Source organism: Agromyces cerinus (assembly GCF_016907835.1).
Taxonomy (GTDB): domain Bacteria; phylum Actinomycetota; class Actinomycetes; order Actinomycetales; family Microbacteriaceae; genus Agromyces; species Agromyces nitratus.
Genome location: NZ_JAFBCT010000001.1, coordinates 3,135,219 through 3,157,128, shown reverse-complemented (window position 1 = coordinate 3,157,128; position 21,910 = coordinate 3,135,219). Strand labels below are relative to the sequence as shown.

General features: G+C 71.2%; 19 protein-coding genes. 7 read left to right on the top strand and 12 right to left on the bottom strand.

What is annotated here, in order from left to right; genetic code table 11:
• Window positions 1-24: 24 nt before the first annotated feature.
• On the bottom strand, window positions 25-1,041 hold the full coding sequence (locus JOE59_RS14685) for a LysR family transcriptional regulator (RefSeq protein ID WP_204463419.1): 1,017 nt from the start codon (window positions 1,039-1,041) through the stop codon (window positions 25-27).
• Window positions 1,042-1,196: 155 nt separating this feature from the next.
• Here JOE59_RS14685 and JOE59_RS14680 point away from each other — a divergent pair, with 155 nt between their 5' ends.
• Window positions 1,197-4,820, top strand: coding sequence for a proline dehydrogenase family protein (locus JOE59_RS14680; protein ID WP_204461602.1), 3,624 nt, complete (start codon window positions 1,197-1,199; stop codon window positions 4,818-4,820).
• A 108-nt stretch (window positions 4,821-4,928) separates the two neighbouring features.
• Here the strand turns inward: JOE59_RS14680 and JOE59_RS14675 are convergent, their stop codons facing one another.
• Window positions 4,929-5,960, bottom strand: coding sequence for a hypothetical protein (locus JOE59_RS14675; RefSeq protein WP_204461600.1), 1,032 nt, complete (start codon window positions 5,958-5,960; stop codon window positions 4,929-4,931).
• Window positions 5,961-6,001: 41 nt separating this feature from the next.
• A complete protein-coding gene (locus JOE59_RS14670; RefSeq protein ID WP_204461597.1) occupies window positions 6,002-6,493 on the bottom strand; it encodes an ATP-dependent zinc protease family protein in 492 nt (163 codons plus the stop codon).
• 25 nt (window positions 6,494-6,518) lie between these two features.
• Here JOE59_RS14670 and rimK point away from each other — a divergent pair, with 25 nt between their 5' ends.
• A complete protein-coding gene (gene rimK, locus JOE59_RS14665) occupies window positions 6,519-7,709 on the top strand; it encodes a 30S ribosomal protein S6--L-glutamate ligase (protein ID WP_204461595.1) in 1,191 nt (396 codons plus the stop codon).
• Between the two features lie 9 nt (window positions 7,710-7,718).
• Here rimK and JOE59_RS14660 read toward each other — a convergent pair whose 3' ends face one another.
• The 4 genes from JOE59_RS14660 to JOE59_RS14645 all read right to left on the bottom strand — a co-directional run bounded on the left by JOE59_RS14660 (window position 7,719) and on the right by JOE59_RS14645 (window position 9,941).
• Complete coding sequence (locus tag JOE59_RS14660; RefSeq protein ID WP_307837086.1) at window positions 7,719-8,081, bottom strand: GntR family transcriptional regulator; 363 nt, start codon at window positions 8,079-8,081, stop codon at window positions 7,719-7,721.
• Entirely contained in the window at window positions 8,081-9,043 is a 963-nt protein-coding gene (locus JOE59_RS14655) for a hypothetical protein (RefSeq protein ID WP_204461594.1), read from the bottom strand. Before JOE59_RS14655 ends, JOE59_RS14660 begins: the two co-directional genes overlap by 1 nt.
• Before the next feature lie 63 nt (window positions 9,044-9,106).
• Window positions 9,107-9,469, bottom strand: a complete 363-nt coding sequence (locus tag JOE59_RS14650) for a GntR family transcriptional regulator (RefSeq protein WP_204461593.1) — start codon at window positions 9,467-9,469, stop codon at window positions 9,107-9,109.
• 34 nt (window positions 9,470-9,503) lie between these two features.
• Window positions 9,504-9,941 (bottom strand): Lrp/AsnC family transcriptional regulator, encoded by a 438-nt coding sequence (locus JOE59_RS14645; protein ID WP_056006447.1) that lies wholly within the window; start codon window positions 9,939-9,941, stop codon window positions 9,504-9,506.
• 91 nt (window positions 9,942-10,032) lie between these two features.
• Between JOE59_RS14645 and JOE59_RS14640 the strand changes: the two genes are divergently transcribed.
• The gene (locus tag JOE59_RS14640; RefSeq protein ID WP_204461589.1) at window positions 10,033-10,833 is read left to right on the top strand and encodes an LLM class F420-dependent oxidoreductase; all 801 of its coding nucleotides are present in this window, start codon (window positions 10,033-10,035) and stop codon (window positions 10,831-10,833) included.
• Between the two features lie 15 nt (window positions 10,834-10,848).
• On the opposite strand, the gene JOE59_RS14635 is transcribed toward JOE59_RS14640, so the two are convergent.
• Entirely contained in the window at window positions 10,849-11,616 is a 768-nt protein-coding gene (locus JOE59_RS14635; protein WP_204461586.1) for a hypothetical protein, read from the bottom strand.
• Window positions 11,613-12,491, bottom strand: coding sequence for a hypothetical protein (locus JOE59_RS14630; protein WP_204461579.1), 879 nt, complete (start codon window positions 12,489-12,491; stop codon window positions 11,613-11,615). The genes JOE59_RS14635 and JOE59_RS14630 overlap by 4 nt, the downstream gene beginning before the upstream one ends.
• 453 nt (window positions 12,492-12,944) lie before the next feature.
• On the opposite strand from JOE59_RS14630, the gene ddaH reads away from it, so the two are divergent.
• The 3 genes from ddaH to JOE59_RS14615 all read left to right on the top strand — a co-directional run bounded on the left by ddaH (window position 12,945) and on the right by JOE59_RS14615 (window position 15,611).
• Window positions 12,945-13,730: a dimethylargininase gene (ddaH, locus tag JOE59_RS14625; RefSeq protein WP_239561111.1), complete on the top strand. Its 786-nt coding sequence runs from the start codon at window positions 12,945-12,947 to the stop codon at window positions 13,728-13,730.
• Window positions 13,731-13,747: 17 nt separating this feature from the next.
• Window positions 13,748-14,971 carry an ornithine--oxo-acid transaminase gene (rocD, locus tag JOE59_RS14620; protein ID WP_204461578.1) on the top strand — a complete coding sequence of 408 codons (1,224 nt, stop codon included), beginning with the start codon at window positions 13,748-13,750 and terminating at the stop codon, window positions 14,969-14,971.
• A gap of 82 nt (window positions 14,972-15,053) precedes the next feature.
• Window positions 15,054-15,611, top strand: a complete 558-nt coding sequence (locus JOE59_RS14615; protein WP_204461577.1) for a histidine phosphatase family protein — start codon at window positions 15,054-15,056, stop codon at window positions 15,609-15,611.
• A gap of 39 nt (window positions 15,612-15,650) precedes the next feature.
• On the opposite strand, the gene JOE59_RS14610 is transcribed toward JOE59_RS14615, so the two are convergent.
• Both JOE59_RS14610 and JOE59_RS14605 read right to left on the bottom strand, forming a co-directional pair.
• The gene (locus JOE59_RS14610) at window positions 15,651-16,391 is read right to left on the bottom strand and encodes a DUF4097 family beta strand repeat-containing protein (protein ID WP_204461576.1); all 741 of its coding nucleotides are present in this window, start codon (window positions 16,389-16,391) and stop codon (window positions 15,651-15,653) included.
• 106 nt (window positions 16,392-16,497) lie between these two features.
• A complete protein-coding gene (locus tag JOE59_RS14605) occupies window positions 16,498-17,331 on the bottom strand; it encodes an alpha/beta fold hydrolase (protein WP_179551822.1) in 834 nt (277 codons plus the stop codon).
• A gap of 133 nt (window positions 17,332-17,464) precedes the next feature.
• On the opposite strand from JOE59_RS14605, the gene JOE59_RS14600 reads away from it, so the two are divergent.
• Complete coding sequence (locus JOE59_RS14600; protein WP_204461574.1) at window positions 17,465-17,968, top strand: CGNR zinc finger domain-containing protein; 504 nt, start codon at window positions 17,465-17,467, stop codon at window positions 17,966-17,968.
• Between the two features lie 157 nt (window positions 17,969-18,125).
• Here JOE59_RS14600 and JOE59_RS14595 read toward each other — a convergent pair whose 3' ends face one another.
• Window positions 18,126-21,872, bottom strand: coding sequence for a S8 family peptidase (locus JOE59_RS14595; RefSeq protein WP_204461572.1), 3,747 nt, complete (start codon window positions 21,870-21,872; stop codon window positions 18,126-18,128).
• Window positions 21,873-21,910 lie beyond the last annotated feature (38 nt).

The window sequence follows — 21,910 nt, the reverse complement described above, 5'->3', positions numbered from 1 at the left end:
GGCACAGCGTATCGATCGGACGCGTCAGCGAGCCGAAGGCGTCGCCGTCGCGCGTGCCGCCCGGGCGAGGGCGTCACGGCAGGCGACGACCGCCGGTCGTGCCGCGGCGGCGTGCCTCGTCGAGGTGAACACCTCGCGCTCGGGATGCCCCGGCAGGTCGACGAGCGTGACGCTCGGCGCCTCGCCCGCCCACACGAGGTCGGGGAGGAGTCCGACGGCGTTGCCCGAGCGGATGAGGCGGATGTGGGCCATCAGGTCGGCGGTCTCGAACCGCACGTCGGGCTCGAAGCCCGCCTCGCGGCAGAGCTGCTCGGCCCAGTCGCGCGAGGCGGTGCCCTCGGGCTCGAGCACCCACGGCATCGTCGATGCCGCGGCGAGGGACTGGTCGCGCGAGGCATCCGCCCCACCCCGCCCGCTGTGCGTTCCTGCGGATATACGATCCGCCACCCCGGGCGCGACACTCGATTCGTCGGCGCGCCGGATCGTATATCCGCCGGAATGAGAGGGATGCGGCGGCAGCGCGAGCCGGATGGCGTCGGCGACGAGGTGCACGCGGTCGAGCTCCTCGCGGTGCGCGCGCGTGTGCCCCGGGTACTGCTCGGCGATCACGAGGTCGAAGTCGCGCGCCGACACCTCGAAGAGGCCGACATCCGGCTCGCGCTCGGTGACCTCGACCCGCAGGGCGGGGTGCTCGGCGCGCAGCAGGGTGAGCGCCTGCGGCACCACGGCGTGCGCCGCCGACTGGAACACGGCGATGCGCACGGTGCCGCCGACCGCGGTGAGCGAACGGGCGACCTCGGCCTCGGCCTCTTCGAGCCGGTCGAGCACGGCGCGGGCGTGCCCCACGAGCACCTCGGCCTGCGGGGTCAGCTGCACGCGCCGACCGACCTGCACGAGCAACGGCACCCCGGCCTCGCGCTCGAGCTGGCTGAGCTGCTGCGACACCGACGAGGGGCTGTACGAGAGGGCCTCGGCGACCGCCGAGAGCGTGCCGCGGTCGCTGAGCTCGACGAGCAGTCGCAGGCGTCGCACGTCGAGCATTGGGACCTCCGGAGGCATCCGCTGATCATTCGGTTCTTCCGAACAGTATCGTTCAGATTCATTCGCTTTACCGAACGGATGTCGCAGCGCATACTGAACCCGACAGGCGCGCGACCCCCGGCGCGCTCGAAGCAAAGGACAGTACCCTCGTGACCATGTCGAACGCCGCCACAGACGCCCGGCCGAACACCGATCACGTCGTCGCCCTCGTGCGCCGGTGGCTCGCCGAGAGCTCGGAGCACCCCGCCGACCCCGCCGCCGAGCGCCTCGCCGGCGTGCTGAAGGACCCGCGCGGCCTCGACTTCACCGTCGGCTTCGTCGACGGCGTCATGCGCCCCGAAGACCTCGGCGTCGCGGGCCGCAACCTCGAGCAGGTCGCGAAGCTCACGCCGAAGTTCCTGCCCTGGTACCTGAAGGCTGCGATCCGCGTCGGCGGCGTCGTCGCCCCGGTGCTGCCCTGGATCGTCATCCCGATCGCCCGCCGGGTGCTGCGCGCGATGGTCGGCCATCTCGTGCTCGACGCGACCCCCGAGAAGCTCGGCCCGGCCATCGCGACCCTGCGCGAGTCGGGCAACCGCCTGAACCTGAACCTCCTCGGCGAGGCGGTGCTCGGTGAGGAGGAGGCCGACCGCCGCCTCTCGGGCACCTACGAGTTCCTCGCCCGCGACGACGTCGACTACGTGTCGATCAAGGTCTCGAGCGTCGTCAGCCAGCTCTCGATGTGGTCGTTCGACGAGGCCGTCGCCAAGGTCGTCGCGAAGCTCACGCCGCTGTACGAGCTCGCCGCCAAGAGCCGCACGCCGAAGTTCATCAACCTCGACATGGAGGAGTACCGCGACCTCGACCTGACGATCGCGGTCTTCACCACGCTGCTCGACCAGCCGCAGCTGCGCGGTCTCGAGGCCGGCATCGTGCTGCAGACCTACCTGCCCGACGCGCTCGGCGCGATGCAGGAACTCACCGCGTGGGCGAAGAACCGTCGCGCGCAGGGCGGCGCCCCCATCAAGGTGCGCGTCGTCAAGGGCGCGAACCTCGCGATGGAGCACGTCGACGCGGCCGTGCACGGCTGGCCGCTCGCGACCTACGACTCCAAGCAGGACTCCGACACGAACTACAAGCGCGTGCTCGACTGGTCGATGACCCCCGAGCGCACCGACGCCGTCAAGCTCGGCGTCGCCGGCCACAACCTCTTCGACGTCGCCCACGCCTGGCTCACCGCCCGCGAGCGGGGCGTCGACTCGCGCGTCGAGTTCGAGATGCTGCTCGGCATGGCGACCGGCCAGGCCGAGGCGGTTCGCCGCGATGTCGGCAACCTGCTGCTCTACACGCCCGTCGTGAACCCGAGCGAGTTCGACGTCGCCATCGCCTACCTGATCCGCCGCCTCGAAGAGAACGCGAGCCAGGACAACTTCATGTCGGCCGTGTTCGAGCTCACCACGAGCGAGCCGCTGTTCCAGCGCGAGCAGGCGCGGTACCTCGCCTCGCTCGCCGCACTCGAGCCGACGGTCGTGGCGGCGCCCGCGCCGAACCGCACCCAGAACCGTCACACCGAGTGGACCGACGAGACCCTCGCCGCCGCGATGACCGTTCCGGATGCACCGGCGCCCGGTACCGAGCACGAGCTCGATCCGTCGCTGACGAGCGTGGTGCTCGGCATCACCCGCGGGTCCGCCGGCATCGATGGCTCCGAGCTGGCGGATGCCGCGGTATCCGCTTCTGGCTCCGGCGTCGGTTCGGGAGCGACGCCGGGCTTCCGCAACGAGCCCGACACCGACCCGGCCCTCGCGCCGAACCGCGAGTGGGGGCGCCGCATCCTCGAGCGGGTGCCCGGCTCGACGCTCGGCATGAACACGATCGCCGCGGCCCGCGTCGACGACGCCGCGACCCTCGAGCGGATCATCCAGACGGTCGCCGGCCGCGGCCGTGCCTGGGGCCAGCTGCCCGGCGCCGAGCGCGCCGCCGTGCTGCACCGCGCCGGTTACGCGCTCGCCGCGAACCGCGACCGCCTGATCGAGGTCATGGCCGCCGAGACCGGCAAGACCATCGCCGAGGCCGACCCCGAGATCAGCGAGGCGATCGACTTCGCGCACTACTACGCCGAGCGCGCCCGCGAGCTCGACCACGTGCAGGGCGCCGTCTTCGTGCCGTCGAAGCTCACCGTCATCACCCCGCCGTGGAACTTCCCCGTCGCGATCCCCGCCGGCGGCGTGCTCTCCGCGCTCGCCGCGGGCTCGGGCGTCATCATCAAGCCCGCGAAGCTCGCGCAGCGCTCGGGCGCGGTCATGGTCGAGGCGCTCTGGGAGGCCGGCATCCCTCGCGAGCTCCTCACCCTCGTCGACATCGGCGAGCGTGAGCTCGGCAAGGAGCTCGTCTCCCACCCCGCGGTCGACCGGGTCATCCTCACGGGTGCGTACGAGACCGCGCAGCTCTTCCGCTCGTTCCGCAAGGACCTGCCGCTGCTCGCCGAGACGAGCGGCAAGAACGCGATCATCGTGACGCCGTCGGCCGACCTCGACCTCGCGGCATCCGATGTCGTCAAGAGCGCCTTCGGCCACGCCGGCCAGAAGTGCTCGGCGGCCTCGCTCGTGATCCTCGTCGGCTCGGTCGCGAAGTCCGAGCGGTTCCGCCGCCAGCTCGTCGACGCCACCCGGTCGCTGCGGGTCGGCTGGCCGGAGCAGGCCACGAGCCAGATGGGCCCGATCGTCGAGCCCGCGAACGGCAAGCTGCTGCATGCCCTCACCCAGCTCGGCATCGGCGAGGAGTGGCTCGTGGAGCCCCAGCAGCTCGACGACACCGGCCGTCTCTGGTCGCCCGGCATCCGCTCGGGTGTCGCCGGAGGCTCGTACTTCCACCTCACCGAGTTCTTCGGCCCGGTGCTCGGCATCATGCACGCGAAGGACCTCGACGAGGCGATCCGACTGCAGAACGCCGTCGACTACGGCCTGACCGCGGGACTCCACTCGCTCGACGCGAACGAGCTCGCCACCTGGCTCGACCGCGTCGAGGCGGGCAACCTCTACGTCAACCGCGGCATCACCGGCGCGATCGTCGAGCGTCAGCCGTTCGGCGGCTGGAAGCGCTCGGCCGTCGGCGCGGGCGCCAAGGCCGGCGGCCCGAACTACCTGTTCGGCCTCGGCGAGTGGCTGCCGCAGCACGGCACCTCCTCGAGCACCCTGCACCTGCGCGGGCTCGAGAAGCGCGTCGCCGAGCTGATCGAGGCGTCGCAGCCGGCGCTCGACTACGACTCGTTCGACGTGCTGCGCCGCTCGGCGCTCTCAGACGAGCTCGCCTGGGCCGAGGAGTACAGCGTCGTGAAGGATGTCTCGGGCGTCGGTGCCGAGCGCAACCTCTTCCGCTACCGGCCGCTGCCGGTGACCGTGCGCATCGGCGAGCAGGCGAGCCTCGCAGAGGGGCTCCGCGTCATCGCGGCGGGCCTCCTCGCGAAGTCGCCCCTCATGGTGTCGACCGCGGTCGAGCTGCCGAAGGGCGTGCGCACGCTGCTCTCGGCGCGTGACCTCCGGGTCGTGCGCGAGGGTGACGCGGCCTGGCTCGGTCGCGCAGCGAAGCAGGGCATCACGACGCCGCGCGTGCGACTCGTCGGCGGCGGGGCATCTGCTCTGGCAGAGGCGCTCGGCGGCACTCCGGATGTCGCGGTGTGGTCGCACCCCGTCACGCCCTCGGGTCGGGTCGAGCTGCTGCCGTTCCTGCACGAGCAGGCGATCTCGATCACGAACCACCGCTTCGGCAACCCGACGACGCTCTCCGACGGCGTGATCTGATGCTGCCGCCGGTCGAGTAGGCCGCTCGCGGCCGTATCGAGACCACGTACCAGGTCTCGATACGCTCGCTTCGCTCGCTACTCGACCGGCCGCGGCCGACTTCGCTCGCTACTCGACCGGCTGCGGCCGACCGTGTGACCGCCGGAACGTCAGGACCTCGCCCCGCCGCGAACGCTCGAGCGCGAACCCCTCGTCCTGCAACCGGCCGAGCACGCGCCTGGGCAGGGCGGGGAGTTCGGCGGTCGCGCCCGGCGCCGGCTCGGCGATGCCCGTGACGAGTGAGACGTCGACGCCGCTGCCGCGCACCTCGACGCGCGCGGCGTCGCTGCTGCTGCGCCAGACGAGCTGCTCGAGGTCGCGGAACGCGACGATCGTCGTCGTCGGCCCGGTGCGGAGCCACAGCCGGTCGTTCCCGAAGCCGACCGCGCAGGCGACGGCGCGTCGCCGCACGACCGCGAGGAACGCGAAGTACGCGGGCAGGGCGAAGACGAGTCCGATGACGATGATCGTGAGCCGGGGGCCGAGGGCGTACACGAGATCGCCGGTGGCCACGAGCGCCAGCCCGGCGAGGCTGCCCATCACGACGACGATCACGACGATGGCGGTGGTGAGGGTGCGCATGGCGATCGGCACCGCGGCGAATCCCACCTCGGAGCCGTGCCCGTGCTCGGCGCGCACCCACTCGGGAGCGGTCGGCGCGGGCTTCGCCTTCGATGTGCCCACGGCGGCCGAGATCCGCCCGATCAGGCCGAGCCAGATCCAGCCCGCGGCGGGGATCGCCGCGAACTGCACGATCACGAGCGAGATGCGCGCCCACTCCGGCGCGGCGGCGAGGAGCGGGCCGCCGAACTCGACGGCGCCCACGACGAGGGCCGCCGATGCGAGCGCGCCGATCACGTGCACGATCACCCCGCGCCGCACCGGCGTCATGCGGAACGTCGCGTTGACGAACGAGAAGCCGCACAGCCAGCCACCGACGAGCATGAGCAGGTACGGGATCAGCTCCGTCGCCTGACCGGCGACGGCCCACGGCACGGCCAGCGCGAGGCAGACGGCCGCCCACGCGAGGGGACTGCCCGCGAGCCGCCGCCGAAGCGGGGCGCGGGCGTTGGCCGGCACCGCCACGACGGAACCGGTCATCGTGCCGACGCCCCGGGTGCCGGCTCCCCGGCGGGTTCGGCTCAAGCCCGCGCTGCGGTACGGCCGCGATTGCGGCGACGGATGCCTCGTGGCGCGCGCCCGCCGACGAAGGAGCGGGCCGAGTCGACGATGAAGCCCTGCCGCAGCGCCTCGCGGCCGATGAGCATGCGGAAGCCCATCTCGTCGCGGTTCGTGAGCGTCACCTCGGCCGTCATCGTGCGGCCCATGAGCACGACGTCCATGAGCACGACGATGCGCTCCTCGGTGTGACCCGAGGAGCTCCGCACGGAGCGGCGATCGTGCACGGGGCATTCGACGATGACGGCGTCTTCATCGGAGTTCTGCCACGGGTGCACCCCGAACCGCACGATCGACGCGTCGCCGCGCTGCACCTCTTCGAGGTCGAAGGCGTGCAGCGACGAGGTGCGCGCACCCGTGTCGAGCTTGGCCTTGATCCAGGGAACTCCGGCTCCGGGCAGGCTCACCCATTCGCGCCATCCCGCGATGGTGTTTGAATAGACGGGCTCTGTCACTCCACCATCTTCGCAGGGGCACACGATGAAACTGGCGATCCTCTCGCGCGCCCCTCAGGCGTACTCCACCCAACGGCTCCGCGCAGCCGCCCAGCAGCGCGGTCACGAGGTCAAGGTGCTCGACACCCTGCGCTTCGCGATCGACCTCTCGGGGCCCGAGCCCGACCTGCAGTACCGGGGTCGTCGGCTCTCCGACTACGACGCCGTGCTGCCCCGCATCGGCAATTCGGTGACGTACTTCGGCACGGCCGTGGTGCGCCAGTTCGAGCAGATGGACGTCTACACGCCCAACACCGCCAACGGCATCACGAACTCGCGCGACAAGCTGCGTGCGAACCAGATCCTCTCGCGCCACAACATCGGCATGCCCGCGACGGCGTTCGTGCGCAACCGCGCCGACGTGCGGCCCGCGATCGAACGCGTCGGGGGTGCACCGGTCGTCATCAAGCTCCTCGAGGGCACGCAGGGCATCGGGGTGATCCTCGCGCCCGAGGTCAAGGTCGCCGAGGCGATCATCGAGACGTTGCACTCGACCAAGCAGAACGTGCTGATCCAGCGTTTCATCAAGGAGAGCAGGGGCCGCGACATCCGTGCCCTCGTCGTCGGCGACCGCGTGGTCGCGGCGATGCGGCGCAGTGCGAGCGGCGACGAGTTCCGCTCGAACGTGCACCGCGGCGGCACTGTCGAGGCGGTCGAGCTGACGCCCGAGTACGAGCAGGCGGCCGTGCGTTCGGCGCAGATCATGGGCCTGCGCGTCGCGGGCGTCGACATGCTCGAGGGCGACGACGGCCCGCTCGTCATGGAGGTCAACTCGTCGCCGGGCCTCGAGGGCATCGAGACGGCCACGAAGCTCGACGTCGCTGGCGCGATCATCGACCACATCGCCAATCAGGTCGCATTCCCCGAGATCGACGTGCGCCAGCGGCTCACCGTCTCGACGGGCTACGGCGTGGCCGAGCTCATGGTGCACGGCGGCGCCGACCTCGTCGGCACGACGCTCGGCGAATCGGGCCTGTGGGAGCGCGACATCACGGTGCTCACGCTGCACCGCGGCACGACCGTCATCCCGAACCCGCGCAAGGGGGTCGTGCTCGAGGGTGAAGACCGCCTGCTCTGCTTCGGCAAGCTCGAGGAGATGCGCTCGATGATCCCCGAGCGGCGTCGCCGCCGGTCGAAGGTGCGCAAGCTCCCGAAGCGGCCGATCCCCGAGGAGTGACGGGGGCGTTCAGCCCCGGCGCTGCAGGGCGGTGCGCACCAGCGTGAGCGCCTGCTCCGGGTCGAGGCCGAGCTGGGCGATGCGATCGGCATAGGCGGATGCCGCGAGCTGCGCCTGCTGCTCGGCGGGGTCTCCGGTCGCAGCGACGAACGAACCGTTGCGACCGCGCGTCTCGATGACCCCGTCGCGCTCGAGCTCGCGGTAGGCGCGGGCGACGGTATTGGCTGCGAGCCCGAGCTCGCTGGCGAGGGTGCGCACGGGCGGCAGTCGCGTGCCAGAGACGAGGGTGCCGCCGCGCACGCCGTCGACGACCGCCCGACGCAGTTGCTCGTAGGGCGGAACGGAGGACTCCGGGTCCAGTTCGAGCAGCATCACGCACCCTCGGCAGCCGGCGGGGCCGGCGTCGCCGAGCCGTACGCGGGCGGCTGCGTGTCGGCGTACTGCGCGGGCCACAGCCGCTCGAGGTAGTACCGGGCGGGCTTGAGCGCGATCGAGAACGCGAGTACGACGAGCGATGCGAGGATCAGCAGGTTGCCCACCACGTTCACGGTGACCATGCCGGCATCGCCGAGCGAGCCGGCCCAGGTGAGACCCGTCGTGGCCGCGGTGAACACCGCGAGCGCGCCGAACATCAGCGGCACCGACACGAGGTCGCGGAGCGTCTGGGCCCGGAGCGCGTCGTCCCACCGGAGCAGTTGTTCGTTGACGGCGGGCTGGGGTCGGGCCACGAGTGCGGCGGAGACCAGCTCGACCGCGACGAGCGCCGCGAGCGCACCGAGCGTCGCTGCGGCGACGAGCAGCTTCGGTCCGATCTCGATCGGCATGAGGCCGACGCCCACCGCGAGCAGGGCGGCCGTCGCGACGAGGACCCGCGCCCCAGTCCGCTCGATCGGGGCGACGTAGTCGGCGACGGTCGGGCGGGGGAGCCGAGCGATGCGCGGGCCGTGACGTCGGACTTCGGGCGGAGCGGGGAGGATCGAGATCGCGACGCCGATGCCGCGCCCGGTGAAGAGCACGCCCAGGAGCACGATCCACGCGAACGGCGCGATGCCGGCTCCCCAGTCGCTGTGCGTCGTGAGGGCGCCGCTCAGCACGATCGGCACACAGGCGGCGATGCCGACGAGCGTGCCGAGCGTGCCCCATCTCGCGCGCAACCGGAGCCGCTCGCCGACGGCCCGCTCGAGTTCCTCGTCGCCGTCGAGCGGCAGGCCGACGGTTCGGGCGAACCTGCCGATCGTGCGCGGTCGAGGCATCCATGCAGGCGTCAGCACCGCGATCACCGCGATCAGTGCCAGCCAGCCGAGCATGAACCATTCGGGCCATTCGAGAGACATGGGAGTTAATGTATTACTACAAACTTTCCCCCGTCAACCGGGCCTCGGGCCGGCGTCGCCCGATCAGCGCTCGGCGTCGAGCGCCGACCCGACCAGCGCGAGCGCCGTGTCGCGGTCGATGCCGAGGCGGTGCACCCGGTCGGCGAACGCGATGGCCGCCGCCTGCGCCTCGCGCGTGACCGCATCGCCCGTCTCGGAGACGAAGGTGCCTGCACGCCCGCGCCCCTCGATCACGTGGTCGTCCTCGAGCGCGCGGTACGCCTTGGCGACGGTGTTCACAGCGAGTCCGAGCTCGGCCGCGAGCGCACGCACGGTCGGCATCCGCGTGCCGGGTGCGAGCGTCCCGTCGCTCACGGCGTCGATCACCTGACGGCGCAGCTGCTCGAACGGCGGAGCTGAGGCGGCGGGGTCGATCGACAGCTTCATGCGCGCAGCCCCGCGCCCGCGGCATCCGTCATCGTCAGTCCCGGTTGCGGTTCACGAGCCGCGAGAGCACGATCGCGCTGCGGGTGTGGTCGACGTTCGGCGCGATGCGCACGCGCTCGAGCGCCTCTTCGAGTGAGGCGATATCGCGGGCGCGCATGTGCACGATCGCGTCGGCGCTGCCGGTCACGGTGCCCGCGTAGACGACCTCGGGCACGCCCTGCAGGATGCGCTGGAGCTCGTCGGGCGCGACGGTGCCTCGGCAGAAGAGCTCGACGTAGGCCTCGGTCGACATGCCGTCGACGGTCGGGTCGACCTGGATGGTGAACGAGCGGATGACCCCGTCGGCGACGAGTCGGTCGACGCGTCGCTTGACGGCCGAGGCCGAGAGGCCGACCGACGATCCGATGTCGCCGTACCCTGCCCGGGAGTTCTGCCGGAGCAGATCGAGGATGGCGCGATCGAGGTTGTCCATTCTCGGATTGTATGTCGATCCTTTGCGTTCTCGCACAACACGGCGCACATTTCATGCGCCTCGCGCGGATTCCCGCCCGTAGGCTGGCTGGATGTCTCTCGATTCCCCCGTACGCCTGGCCGTGCAGGTGCAGCCGCAGCACGCCGAGTATCCCGCCATCCGCGACACCGTCCTGCGCCTCGAGGAGCTCGGCGTCGACATGGCCTTCAACTGGGACCACTTCTTCCCGCTCACGGGCGACCCCGACGGCCTGCACTTCGAGGCGTGGACCATGCTCGGCGCGTGGGCGGAGCAGACCGAGCGCATCGAGTTCGGCACCCTCGTGAACTGCAACTCGTACCGCGGTGCCGACCTGCAGGCCGACATGGCCCGCACCCTCGACCACATCAGCGCGAAGGGCGGCACCGGCCGGTTCATCTTCGGCACCGGGGCGGGCTGGTTCGAGCGCGACTACGACGAGTACGGCTACGAGTTCGGCACGCGCGGCTCGCGGCTGAACGCGCTCGCCGGCGCCCTGCCGCGCATCGAGGCCCGCTGGGCGAAGCTGAACCCGGCACCGACCCGGCGCATCCCCGTCATGATCGGCGGCAAGGGCGAGCAGAAGACGCTGCGCATCGTCGCCCGGCACGCCGACATCTGGCACTCCTTCGTCGCGCCCGACGAACTGCGGCACAAGCTCGACGTGCTCGCCCGCTGGGGCGACGAGGTCGGTCGGGATGTCTCGGAGATCACGGTCTCGAACGAGCTCGACCGGGCGGGTCACGACGTCGAGCACGCCGAGGCGCTCTTCGCCGGCGGCGTGCGGCTGTTCACGATCGGCATCGGCGGCCCGGCCTACGACCTCGACCCGGTGCGGCGCTGGCTCGCCTGGCGCGACGCGAAGAACGGCTGAGCGCGCGGCCGAGCGCTACTCGGCCGGGATCGCTCTCTCGAAGGGCGGCACCAGCATCGTGAGCGACCCGTCGGGTCGCCATCCCACTTCGACGCTCACGTCGGGTTCGCCCTCCACTCCCATGCCCACGCGCAGCCCATCGGGTGGGAAGCGGCCGTCGTCGGTGCACGTCGAGCTTGCGCCCGCCCCGCCCGGGATCACGACCAGGAGGCAGTAGTCGGAGCCGTCACGGGCCGCGTAGACGGGCGACCCATCGGCTCGCGTCGCGAGCAGGCGGTACTCGGCCGGTTCCTCGCCGACGGCGTCCGTCCACGGGTTCGGGGGCGTATCGGCCGTCGTGGCGGGCCGGTCGAACACCCTCGCCGCGAGGGTGTCCGCCGCGACCGGGAACGAGGCGAGGTACTCGGCCTGCGTCTGCGCCCCCGGGAACGCCGAGTCGGCCGCTGCCGCGAGCTCGGCCCGCTGCGTCGCCTCGCGCGCCCCGAGCTGCCAGCCGGCGAGCACGCCGACGACGAGTGCCGCGCTCGCCGCGACGATCACGCGTCGCGTGCGGCGGCGCGGGTCGGCGACAGCGCCGACCCGTTCGTCGGCTTCCGCCGTGAAGGACGACTCGGTGACGGATGCCTCGTCGGGCGCGTCGCCCGCATCGACTGCTGGAGCGGCCGTCGTCTGTGCCGCAGACCGCAGCTCGTGCAGCTCTCGGGCAGCATCGGCGCGCTCCTCGTCGCTCGAGCCGGCTCCGTACACGGTCCGCTCGAGACGGGTGATGCGATCGGCGGTCATTCCGAGTCCTCGGATCCGGCGTCGGCCTCTGCTGCCTCGGCTGCCTGTTCATCGGACGGGGTCAGCTCCACCGTGCCGTCCGTGCGCCATCGCACGGTCGTCGCGGTCGAGTCCTTCATGACGGTCGTGCGGAGCCCGTCGCGGTTCACGACGTCGAAGGTGGAGCAGGCTGGGGCGCCGTCGTCCGCGCCGGCCGTCCAGCTCGCGATCACGCAGACGTCCTGCTCCCGCAGCGCCGAATAGACCACGAGCCCGTCGGGCCGGCTGAGCAGGCGCCGCGCGCTCCCGCCGTCGAGCCGGTACCGCTGCACGAAATCGGGGTCGAGGGCGTCGGATTCGACCTGCGGCCGAGCGTGCGTGCCGACCATCGGCGTCTCCCCGAGCAGCACGGTGCCGGGCGCGGTCGGCACGGCGGCCGGGGCATTCGGAGCCGGGCCCGCCGTCGCCGCGGCTTCGATGGGCGGGGTCGCGGAACGGTCGCCGAGCTGCCACCCGATGCCGAGGCCGAGCGCGAGCGCGACGGCACCGGCCGCGATCGCCCAGCGGATGCCGCGGACATCCCTCGGCGTCGAGGCGGCGAGCGGCGCGAACGCCGTCGACGACTCCCGGGCGCCTGCGGGGAGACCGTCGAGCGTCGGCGACGTCGTGCGGCCGGCGGCGAGGGCGGCACGCGCAGCCGCGGCATCCGCTTCGGCACGCCGCAACTGCTCGAGCTGGGCGGCGGCAGCGTGCCGCTCCGCCTCGGAAGCGTCGGCTCCGAACGCGATGCGCTGCAGCCGGGCGATGCGCGCGACGGCGTCAGCGGTGGCATCCGTCGCTGCTTCGGCATCGAGACCGGGGGAGTCCGCGCCGGGTCGGTCGTCTGGGTCAGCCATGCCGGTCTCCGTCGCTCCGCCCCGGCGGGTGCGCTTCGGGTCGCGCGAGTCGGGGTCGCTTTCAGCTTGCCTCAGGGGCGGGCACAGGGCAACAGGTCGAAGGAACGCGTCAGACGCGCCGTCCGATCGCTCGCTCACGCACAGATGGCGCGCGACAGCGCTGAACCTGCACGAAAATTGCGCAGCACGCCGCCAACCGCGCCGCGATTGCCCGCACACTTGAAACAGGCGACCCGATGGCGGCGAACCCGAACGCCGCCGTCGGACTCGCGAACGCGAGTCGGTCCGCCGACGATGCACGGAGCGGATGCCGCGGGCCCCCAGCGGCATCCGCTCCCCCTTCGAAGGAGCGAGATGTCGACGATGATCGCAACCGGCGGCCAGCCCGCCGAGCACCCCGCCGAGCAGACCGTCGTGCGCCCGGAGCGCCGACCCACCGCCCGCACCGTGCTCATGTGCCGCCCCGAGCACTTCACGGTCGTCTACCGCATCAACCCGTGGATGAATCCGGCCCAGCCGACCGACACGGGCCTCGCGGTCGCGCAGTGGCAGGTGCTGCACGACACGTTCGTCGGGCTCGGCTACGACGTGCAGCTCATCGACCCGATCGCGGGCCTGCCCGACATGGTCTACGCGGCGAACGGCGGCTTCGTGATCGACGGCATCGCCTACGGCGCGAAGTTCACCTATCCCGAGCGGCAGCCCGAGGGTCCGGCATACATGGAGTGGTTCCGCGAGGCGGGCTTCGACGTGCGGGACCCGGTGGAGATCAACGAGGGCGAGGGCGACTTCCTGCTCGTCGGCGACGCGATCCTCGCGGGCACCGGGTTCCGCAGCGACTCGCGCTCGCACGAGGAGCTGGCGGCGATCTTCGGCCGCGAGGTCGTGACGCTGCGCCTCGTGAACCCGAGCTTCTACCACCTCGACACCGCGGTCGCCGTGCTCGACCCGACCCCCGGCCAGGAGCACATCGCCTACCTGCCGAGCGCGTTCGACGAGGCATCCGTCGCCCTCCTGCAGGCGCGCTTCCCCGACGCCATCATCGTGAACGAGACGGATGCCGCGGTGCTCGGCCTCAACTCGTTCAGCGACGGGTACCACGTGGTCATCGCCTCGCGGGCCACCGACTTCGAACGACAACTCCGTGAACACGGATACCACCCGATCGGCGTCGACCTCTCCGAGCTGCTGCTCGGCGGGGGCGGCGTCAAGTGCTGCACCCTGGAGCTGCGCCGATGACCCTGAACCGACCTGCCATGACGACCGACCGCACCGCCGACGCGATCCTGCTCGAAGACGAGCACGCCGCGCACAACTATCACCCGCTGCCGGTCGTCGTCGCCTCGGGCGAGGGCGCCTGGGTGACGGATGTCGAGGGGCGTCGCTACCTCGACTGCCTCGCCGCGTACTCGGCCGTGAACTTCGGCCACGGCAACCCGCGCCTCGTCGAGGCCGCCCGCGAGCAGCTCGGCCGCATCACGCTCACGAGCCGCGCGTTCCACAACGACCGGCTCGGCCCGTTCGTCACCGAACTCGCGGCCCTCTGCGGCAAGGACCTGGTGCTGCCCATGAACACGGGCGCCGAGGCCGTCGAGTCGGCCATCAAGGTGGCGCGCGCCTGGGGCTACCGGGTGAAGGGCGTCGCAGCCGATTCCGCGAACATCGTCGTGATGGCCGGCAACTTCCACGGCCGCACGACGACGATCATCTCGTTCAGCGACGACCCCGATGCTCACGACGACTTCGGGCCGTACACGCCGGGCTTCCGCACGGTGCCCTACGGCGACGCCGATGCGGTCGCCGCCGCGATCGACGAGAACACCGTCGCGGTGCTCGTCGAGCCGATCCAGGGCGAGGCCGGCATCGTCGTGCCACCGGCCGACTTCCTGCCGGCGCTGCGGGCGCTGTGCACCGAACAGCGGGTGCTGCTCATCGCCGACGAGATCCAGTCGGGTCTCGGCCGGGTGGGGGCGACGTTCGCGTGCGACCTCGTCGGGGTCGTGCCCGACCTGTACCTGCTCGGCAAGGCGCTCGGCGGCGGCATCGTGCCGGTCTCGGCGGTCGTCGGCGACCGCGACGTGCTCGGGGTGCTCCGCCCCGGCGAGCACGGGTCGACCTTCGGGGGCAATCCGCTCGCGGCATCCGTCGGGCTCGAAGTCGTGCGCATGCTCGCGAGCGGTCAGCCGCAGGAGCGTGCGCGCGAGCTCGGCGACCACCTGCAGTCGCGTCTGCGCTCGCTCGTCGGACGCGGCGTCGTGGAGGTGCGGGGCGCCGGCCTCTGGGCCGGCATCGACATCGACCCCGCGCTCGCGACCGGTCGCGAGGCCTGCGAGGCGCTCATGCGCCGCGGGGTGCTCGCGAAGGACACGCACGGCTCGACCATCCGCCTGGCGCCGCCGATCGTGGTCGAGCAGGCCGACCTCGACTGGGCCGTCGATCAGCTCGCCGAGGTGCTCGAGGAGTTCGCAGCACGGTCGTGAACGATTTCACCGTCCGGCCCGTGCGGTGGGAGTGTGGTCTCGACATCGATCGACCGGCCCCGGAGGTGCGCTCATCACCCGCTTGCGACTCGTTCGCCATGGCCAGACGGACTGGAATGCCCAGGGCCTCATCCAGGGCCGACAGGACATCCCGCTCAACGACGTCGGGCGGGAGCAGGCGTCGGAGGCGGCCGGGCGGCTCGACGGCCTTCGGTACTCGGCCATTGTGAGCAGCCCGTTGTCCCGAGCCGCCGAGACGGCGCGCATCATTGCCGCCGAGCTCGGCCTCGCGAGCGTCGAGTTCGAGGCGGACCTCGTCGAACAGGAGCTCGGCGCGGCGGAGGGCACGCCCTGGGCGGAGCTCGAGGAGGCCTTTCCCGGCGGGGCGATTCCTGGCATCGAGCCGCACAAACGCCTGATCGAGCGTGCCGCTGCTGTGCTGGAGCGCATCGGGCGCCTCCACGATGGCGGGAACGTGGTCGTCGTGAGCCACGGCGCCCTGATCAACGCCATCACCGCCCACGCCGCTCGAACTCGGGATCAGCGCCCCGGCCCCGTGGCGAACGGATCCATCAGCGAGATCGAAGTGCTCGGCGGCCGGCTCGAGCTCGGGTCCGAGTTGATCGCCGAATCGAGCTGACGCGTGCGGTTCGCTCGTGCCGGACTCCGTCGCGACGGGTCAGCGACCGGTGACCCGGATCGCCCCGTTCGAGGTGGCGAGGTCGAGCGTGAACTCGCCGTCGGAGTCCTCGTCGATGTCGACGTCGACCGGGCCGTTCGACGTGTCGGCCGTGACGCGGTAGCCCGCGTCATCGGTCGGCACGGCCAGGTCGATCGCGCCGTTGGAGGTGCGCGCGTCGACGTCCTGCGGAGCATCGAGTCGCAGCTCGATCGCGCCGTTCGAGGTCGACGCCCGCACGCCGGTGCCGGCCAGGCCTCGCCCCTCGATGCGCCCGTTGCTCGTCTCGACCTCGACCGCACCGGCGACGTCGTCGAGTTCGATGCCGCCGTTGTTCGTCGAGACGTCGACCTCGCCCACCTTCGTGAGCTCGATCGCACCGTTCGAGGTGTCGCCGCGCACGTCGACGCCGGTCGGCAGCGCGATCGAGTAGTCGACCGTGCAGTTGCGGCCGCACCCGCTGAGCACGAGCACGCCGCCGTCGACCTCGAACGTCGACCCGACCTCGCGGTCGCCGTGGTACGAGACCGTGCGTGAGACCTCGACCTCCGTGGCGTCCTCGTCGCCGCGGACCGTGACGCTGCCCGCAGGCTGGTCGATCTCGATCGTGTGCACCTGTTCGTCGAGGGTGGTGTCGTCGCTGAAGCGTTCGGGCGGCGTCAGCAGGCCGCATCCGCTCAGGGCGAGTGCCGCCGTTGCGATGACGGCGCCGGTCGCGATCGTGCGCGCTGTGCGAGTCATGATTCCCCCTCGGGCGGTCCTTCCGCCCGCCTTCGACCCTAACGAGGTCGGTGCCGCGCCCGCACGGGGGCATGCCCCCGAAACCCCCGTGTCGGGTGCGGCCGCACTACTTCGCGAGGAAGGCGAGCAGTGCGTCGTTGACCTCGGCACCGTGGGTCCAGAGCAGGCCGTGCGGTGCGCCCTCGATCTCGACGTAGTCGGCGGCAGGCAGGCGCTTCGTGAATTCGCGGGCGGTCGCGTCGATCGGCAGGATGCGGTCGGCGGTGCCGTGCAGGATGAGCGACGGCACGTCGACCTTCTCGATGTCGCCGCGGAAGTCGGTGAGCCACGACTGCACGACCGCCGAGGAGGCGAACCACGATGAGCCGGCCGCGACGTTCCAGCTGCCGCGCAACGCCCCCTCGCTGATGCGCGATCCGAGCGTTTCGTCGAGGTTGTAGAAGTCCTGGAAGAACGCGTCGAACCAGGCGTAGCGGTCGGACTTGGCCGTCTGCTCGATGCCCTCGAACACCGAGGCGGGCACACCCGTGGCGTTGTCGTCGGTCTGCAGCAGGAACGGTTCGAGCGAGGCGAGGAACGCGGCCTTCGCCACGCGCTCGCTGCCGTAGGTGCTCAGGTAGCGCGCGACCTCACCGGTTCCCATCGAGAAGCCGACGAGCACGGCGCCCCGCACGTCGAGGGTTTCGAGCACCGTGTTCAGGTCGGCGGCGAAGGTGTCGTAGTCGTACCCCGTGGTCGGCTGGCTCGAGAGCCCGAACCCGCGGCGATCGTACGTGATGACCCGGTAGCCGGCATCGAGGAGCGCGGCGGACTGCTTCTCCCATGAGCGGCCGTTGAGCGGGTAGCCGTGGATCAGCACGACCGGCTGTCCGGAGCCGTGGTCTTCGTAGTACAGCTCGATGGGGGTGCTGTTCTCGGTTCCGACGGTGATGGTCGACATATCGTGCTCCTTGTGACTTTCTGCCTAACCGGTGTGGTTCGGTGTGTTGGTTATAACGTCACCATAGCGCGATCATTCCAACCTGTCTAGCGCGTTATGATGGTTATAACTTTCCGTTCAGAATCGAGAGCCCATGTCCGCCTCCCTCTTGCTCGACCTCGTGAACTCGCGGCTCGTGATCGGCGACGAGGTTCACGACGAGCTCGGCGACGACGCAGCGGCATCCGCATGGCTGCGCGTGCACGGCGCGCTCGGCTCGCCGGCCGAGGTCGCCGACGCCCGGGCGGTGCGCGCCGCGCTCGTGCCGTTCCTTCGCGGTGAAGCGGCTGCCGCGGCGCTCGAGCCGTGGGCCGACGCGATGCGCAAGCGTGCCCGCGTCGGCGCGAGCGGGCTCGAGTGGATCGACGAGGTCGACCCCGAACGCGCGATCGGGGCGAGGGCCGTGGGCGAGTGGTCGGCGCTGCAGGGTGATCAGGGCTCGCGCATCCGGCCGTGCGCGGCACACGACTGCCAGCACTTCCTCATCGACGAGAGCCGTGCCAACGCCCGCAAATGGCACTCGATGGAGACCTGCGGCAACCGGGTGAAGGCCCGCAGGCACTACGCGAAGTCGAAGCTCGCGGTGGCCGAGGAGTAGCCATCCGCGGCCCGTGGCTCGCCGAGCGAGTGCTCGGCAGCGAGAAGGTGCCCGTCTCTCCAGCGCCATCGTCATCATGGCGCGAACGACCTCGCGGCCACCCCGACTCGCCCGAGTCCGAGTGGCCGCGAGGCCGTGTTCCGACGTGCCGCGGTGATCAGCGCACGTCGTACGCCCGAACGACGGTCTGCGTCACCGAGTTGTCGTTGCTGTCGGTCAGGCTCACCCGAAGGCTCACCGGCTGACCGGATGCGCCGGAGTGGTCGACGATCGCGACCCACTCGCCGTCTTCCTGGAGGGTCGTGGCATCCACCCACGTCTCCCCGTCGTAGGAGTACGCAAGGCCGGCGCTCGTGATCGTGCCGGGCGTGTAGCCCGCGTGGCCGGCGACGTTCAGCTGCAGCCTCTGGTCGGCCTTCGCCGCCAGCGTCTTCATGCCGTCCTCGGGGAGGTCGACGCGGGGGAACATGACCGGCAGGCCCTGCGAGTAGGTGCTCTCGTCGAGGTGCGAACGGAACTTCCAGACCGTCGTCACCGCCGAGGAGCGCTGCCAGGTGTTCGTCTGGCGGCCGATCTTCTCCGTGAACAGCTGCAGCTCGTACTCGGCATCGTCGGCGGGCACCTCGAAGACGTCGGAGATGTAGGCTGATCGGCCGATCTCCTCACCGTTCCGGCGCAGGACGAGGTTGCCGATGTCGCCGAACGAGCCGGGGCCCGCCCAGTGGCCGGAACTGTCGGCCCACATTCCGCTCGCGAAGCCCATCAGGTTGCCCTGCCGCTCGGCGGCCAGTTGCACCTCGCCGGTGTACGACTCAGCGGCGCTGGGTGCGATGACACCGTCGTACCACGTGTCGGAGCGCACGCTGCCGGGCTCGTACTGGCGTACCTGGTCGAGCATCACCTCACCGAACGGGAAGTACCCCAGCACGGCGGACTGCCACCGGAGGTCGCCCGCCGTATACAGCTCGGTGCGCTTCGAGGGCGCCTGCACCGGCTGGAACTGACCCACGCCGACGCCGTTGCCCGACGCGTCGACCGCCGTGACCAGGTCGAGGCGGTCGACGGCCGTGCCCATCGACTGGAACGTCGCCTCGGTGCGCCCGAGCTTCTTGTCGCGCACGACGAACTCCTTGGCATCGGTGAACGGCGTGTCCTGGGTGAACCCGAGGTTGTAGACGAACGGGCTCGACGAGGTGAAGCTCCACTGCAGCTCGACGGGTCCGGCGGCGAGCCGTTCCCGCAGGGCGGCGGCCTCGTCGGACGGAATCGAATACGCCGGCACCTGCCCGCCGGATGTGCCGGTCAGGGGCTGCCAGCGCCCGGTCGCCTCGTGGAAGGCCACCACGGCCTTGGCGCCCGCCTTGCCGGCCGCGACGACTTCGGCGTAGACCGAGCCCGTGCCGTCCGCGATGCGGACGAGGGCGATCTTGCCGGCGACGTCGGCCGCCGCGAGTTCGGCGTCGGTGCCTCTGCCCGCGTCGACGACCGGCAGTCGGCCCGTTCCCGTGAGGTTCATCGAGGTGTAGCCCGCGGGGATGGGGTGGAGCGCGTCGCCGCCGACCACCGACAGGTCTTCGACCAGCGGCGCAGCCTTGCGCCAGTAGTGCCCGAACTCGAACTCGCCGTCGTGAGCCGTGCCCTGCACGTCGGCGTAGACCGACGTCACGGTGGCGCCCGCGGTGAGCGTGCCCGAGTGCCCCCACATGTCGTCCCAGCTGCGGGCGAAGGAGAGGCTCATGACCCGGGTCTCGCTGCGACGATCGGTCTTCACGGTGATGCGGTCGGCGTCGCGTGCGTCGAGCACCACGGTCGTGTCGTCGGTGATCGACAGCTCGGGACGTGCCACGTAGCTGACCGAATCCACGAGCTTCGTGGTGCCGTCGGCGTCAGGTGTGGCGATGAAGCTCGAGACGAAGAAGCGCCCCGGTCGCACGTCGACGACCTGCTCTTCTGCGCCGCCGTTGTACCAGCGGCTGCCGCTGCTCGTGTCGGTGTTGATGATGTCGAGCGAGGATGCGCCGGCGGCGGGGTCGCCGTTGCGGTCGACCACCTTGACCGTGACCTGCACGGTCTCGGGCTGCACGTACAGCGAGAAGGGCGTCGAGACCGCGGCGTCGCCGGTCGCGACGATTCGCCCGGTGACGTCGCCGTACTGCGCGGCCGACAGCTTCGCCGACGGGTCGACCCGCAGCGGCACGGTCGCCGTCTCGCCTGCCGCGATCGTCACGGAGTCCTGCTCGAGCTTCGCGAGCTTGCCCTTGACGGCGGAGCCGTCGTTGCCGGTCAGCCCCTCGATCTCGAGCTGCAGGGTCACCGGTGCGTCGGACACGTTCGTGTAGGGCACGTCGATCGCGACGGCCTCGTCGGTCGTGTGCGGCCAGTCGAAGGAGCCCGCCTGCAGTGCCGGCGCGCCCGTCACGGTCTCGTCGATCGCCGCACTCACGTCGAGGCGGCCGCCGCCGGTCTCGCGCACGTCGCCGGGGATGTCGGTCTCGGCCGACGACACGAGGGCGGCCTTGATCTGCTCGCCGTCCCACTCCGGGTGGCGCTGCTTGACGATCGCGGCCGCTCCCGCGACGTGCGGCGTTGCCATGGAGGTGCCCGACATGGACCGGTACGCGTACTCGCCCCGCCCGCCGGCCGCTGCAGCGGAGATGCCCACGCCGGGCGCGGTGATCTCGGGCTTCAGGACGTGGGTGCCGGCGACCGGCCCGCGGCTGGAGAAGACCGCCGTGCTGTCGTCGCGGTCGACCGCGCCGACCGTGAGCACCGCCGGCGCGCAACCGGGGGAGGAGACCGTGTTGTTGCCCGGCCCCACGTTGCCGGCCGCGATCACGAAGAGGCTGTCGCTGCTCTCGGAGAGCGACCCGGCGGCCATCGCCATCGGGTCGGTGCAGCCGTCGACCGGGCCGGTGCTGCCGAGGCTCATCGACACGATGTCCGCGCCTTGCGCGACCGCCCACTCCATGCCCGCGATGATGCCCGACGTCGAGCCGGAGCCGAAGTCGGAGAGGACCTTGCCGACGAGCAGATCTGCCTGCGGTGCCACGCCACGCTTCGCGCCGTCGCTGGCCGCGCCGGAACCGCCGACCGTCGACGCGACATGAGTGCCGTGTCCATTGCCGTCGTTCCACGACCCCGAGTCGGTGAAGTCCTCGCCGGCGATGATGCGGCCCTGCAGGTCGGGATGCTCGGCGTCGGCTCCGGTGTCGAGGATGGCGACGGTCGCGCCGGCGCCGTCGAGTCCGACAGCCCAGGCGTCGGGGGCGTTGACCTGCGCGGTCGACTGATCGAGGGCGGCCTCGACCTTGCGATCGAGCCAGAGCTTCTCGATCGAACCGGCGGATCGACTCCGCGGGTTGGTCAGATCGGCCCAGAAGTCCGCGGCGTCGGCCTTGTCTGCACTGAGTGCGGCGCTGCCGATCGATTCGAGCACGAGGCCCGCCTCGGCGCCGCGTGGGGTCACCACAGGTGCGGCGGGGTCGGCGTACTGAGCGATGAGCGGCATCGAGGCACTGTGCGCGTCGTCGTAGCCCTGACGCACGAGGCCGGTGACGTTGAAGAGCTCCTCGTCGACCTTGCCGGCGGCGAGCGCTTCGATCACGTCGGCCGGGTAGACGTAGACGTCGTCGCCGACGCGGCGGGTCTCCACGATCGGCTGCGAGCCGTCTTCGCGAGGCAGTACCGTGACGGTGGTGCCATTGGTCACGAGCACCCGGTCGCCATTGACCAGGGTGACCGTGACCGGAGGGTCGGCCTGTTGGCCGAGCCAGGCGGTGCTTCCGACGATCGGCGGCTGCTCGCCGGCTTCGTTCGATTCGACGGCGTTGGACTGACTTGCAGTGGTGGCTACCATGACGGCGACGGTGGCCGCCGTGATGGTGCTACGCCAGATGGGGCGCATCGGTTTCCTTCCTTCTGGTGAGTCCGTGACGATGGCCG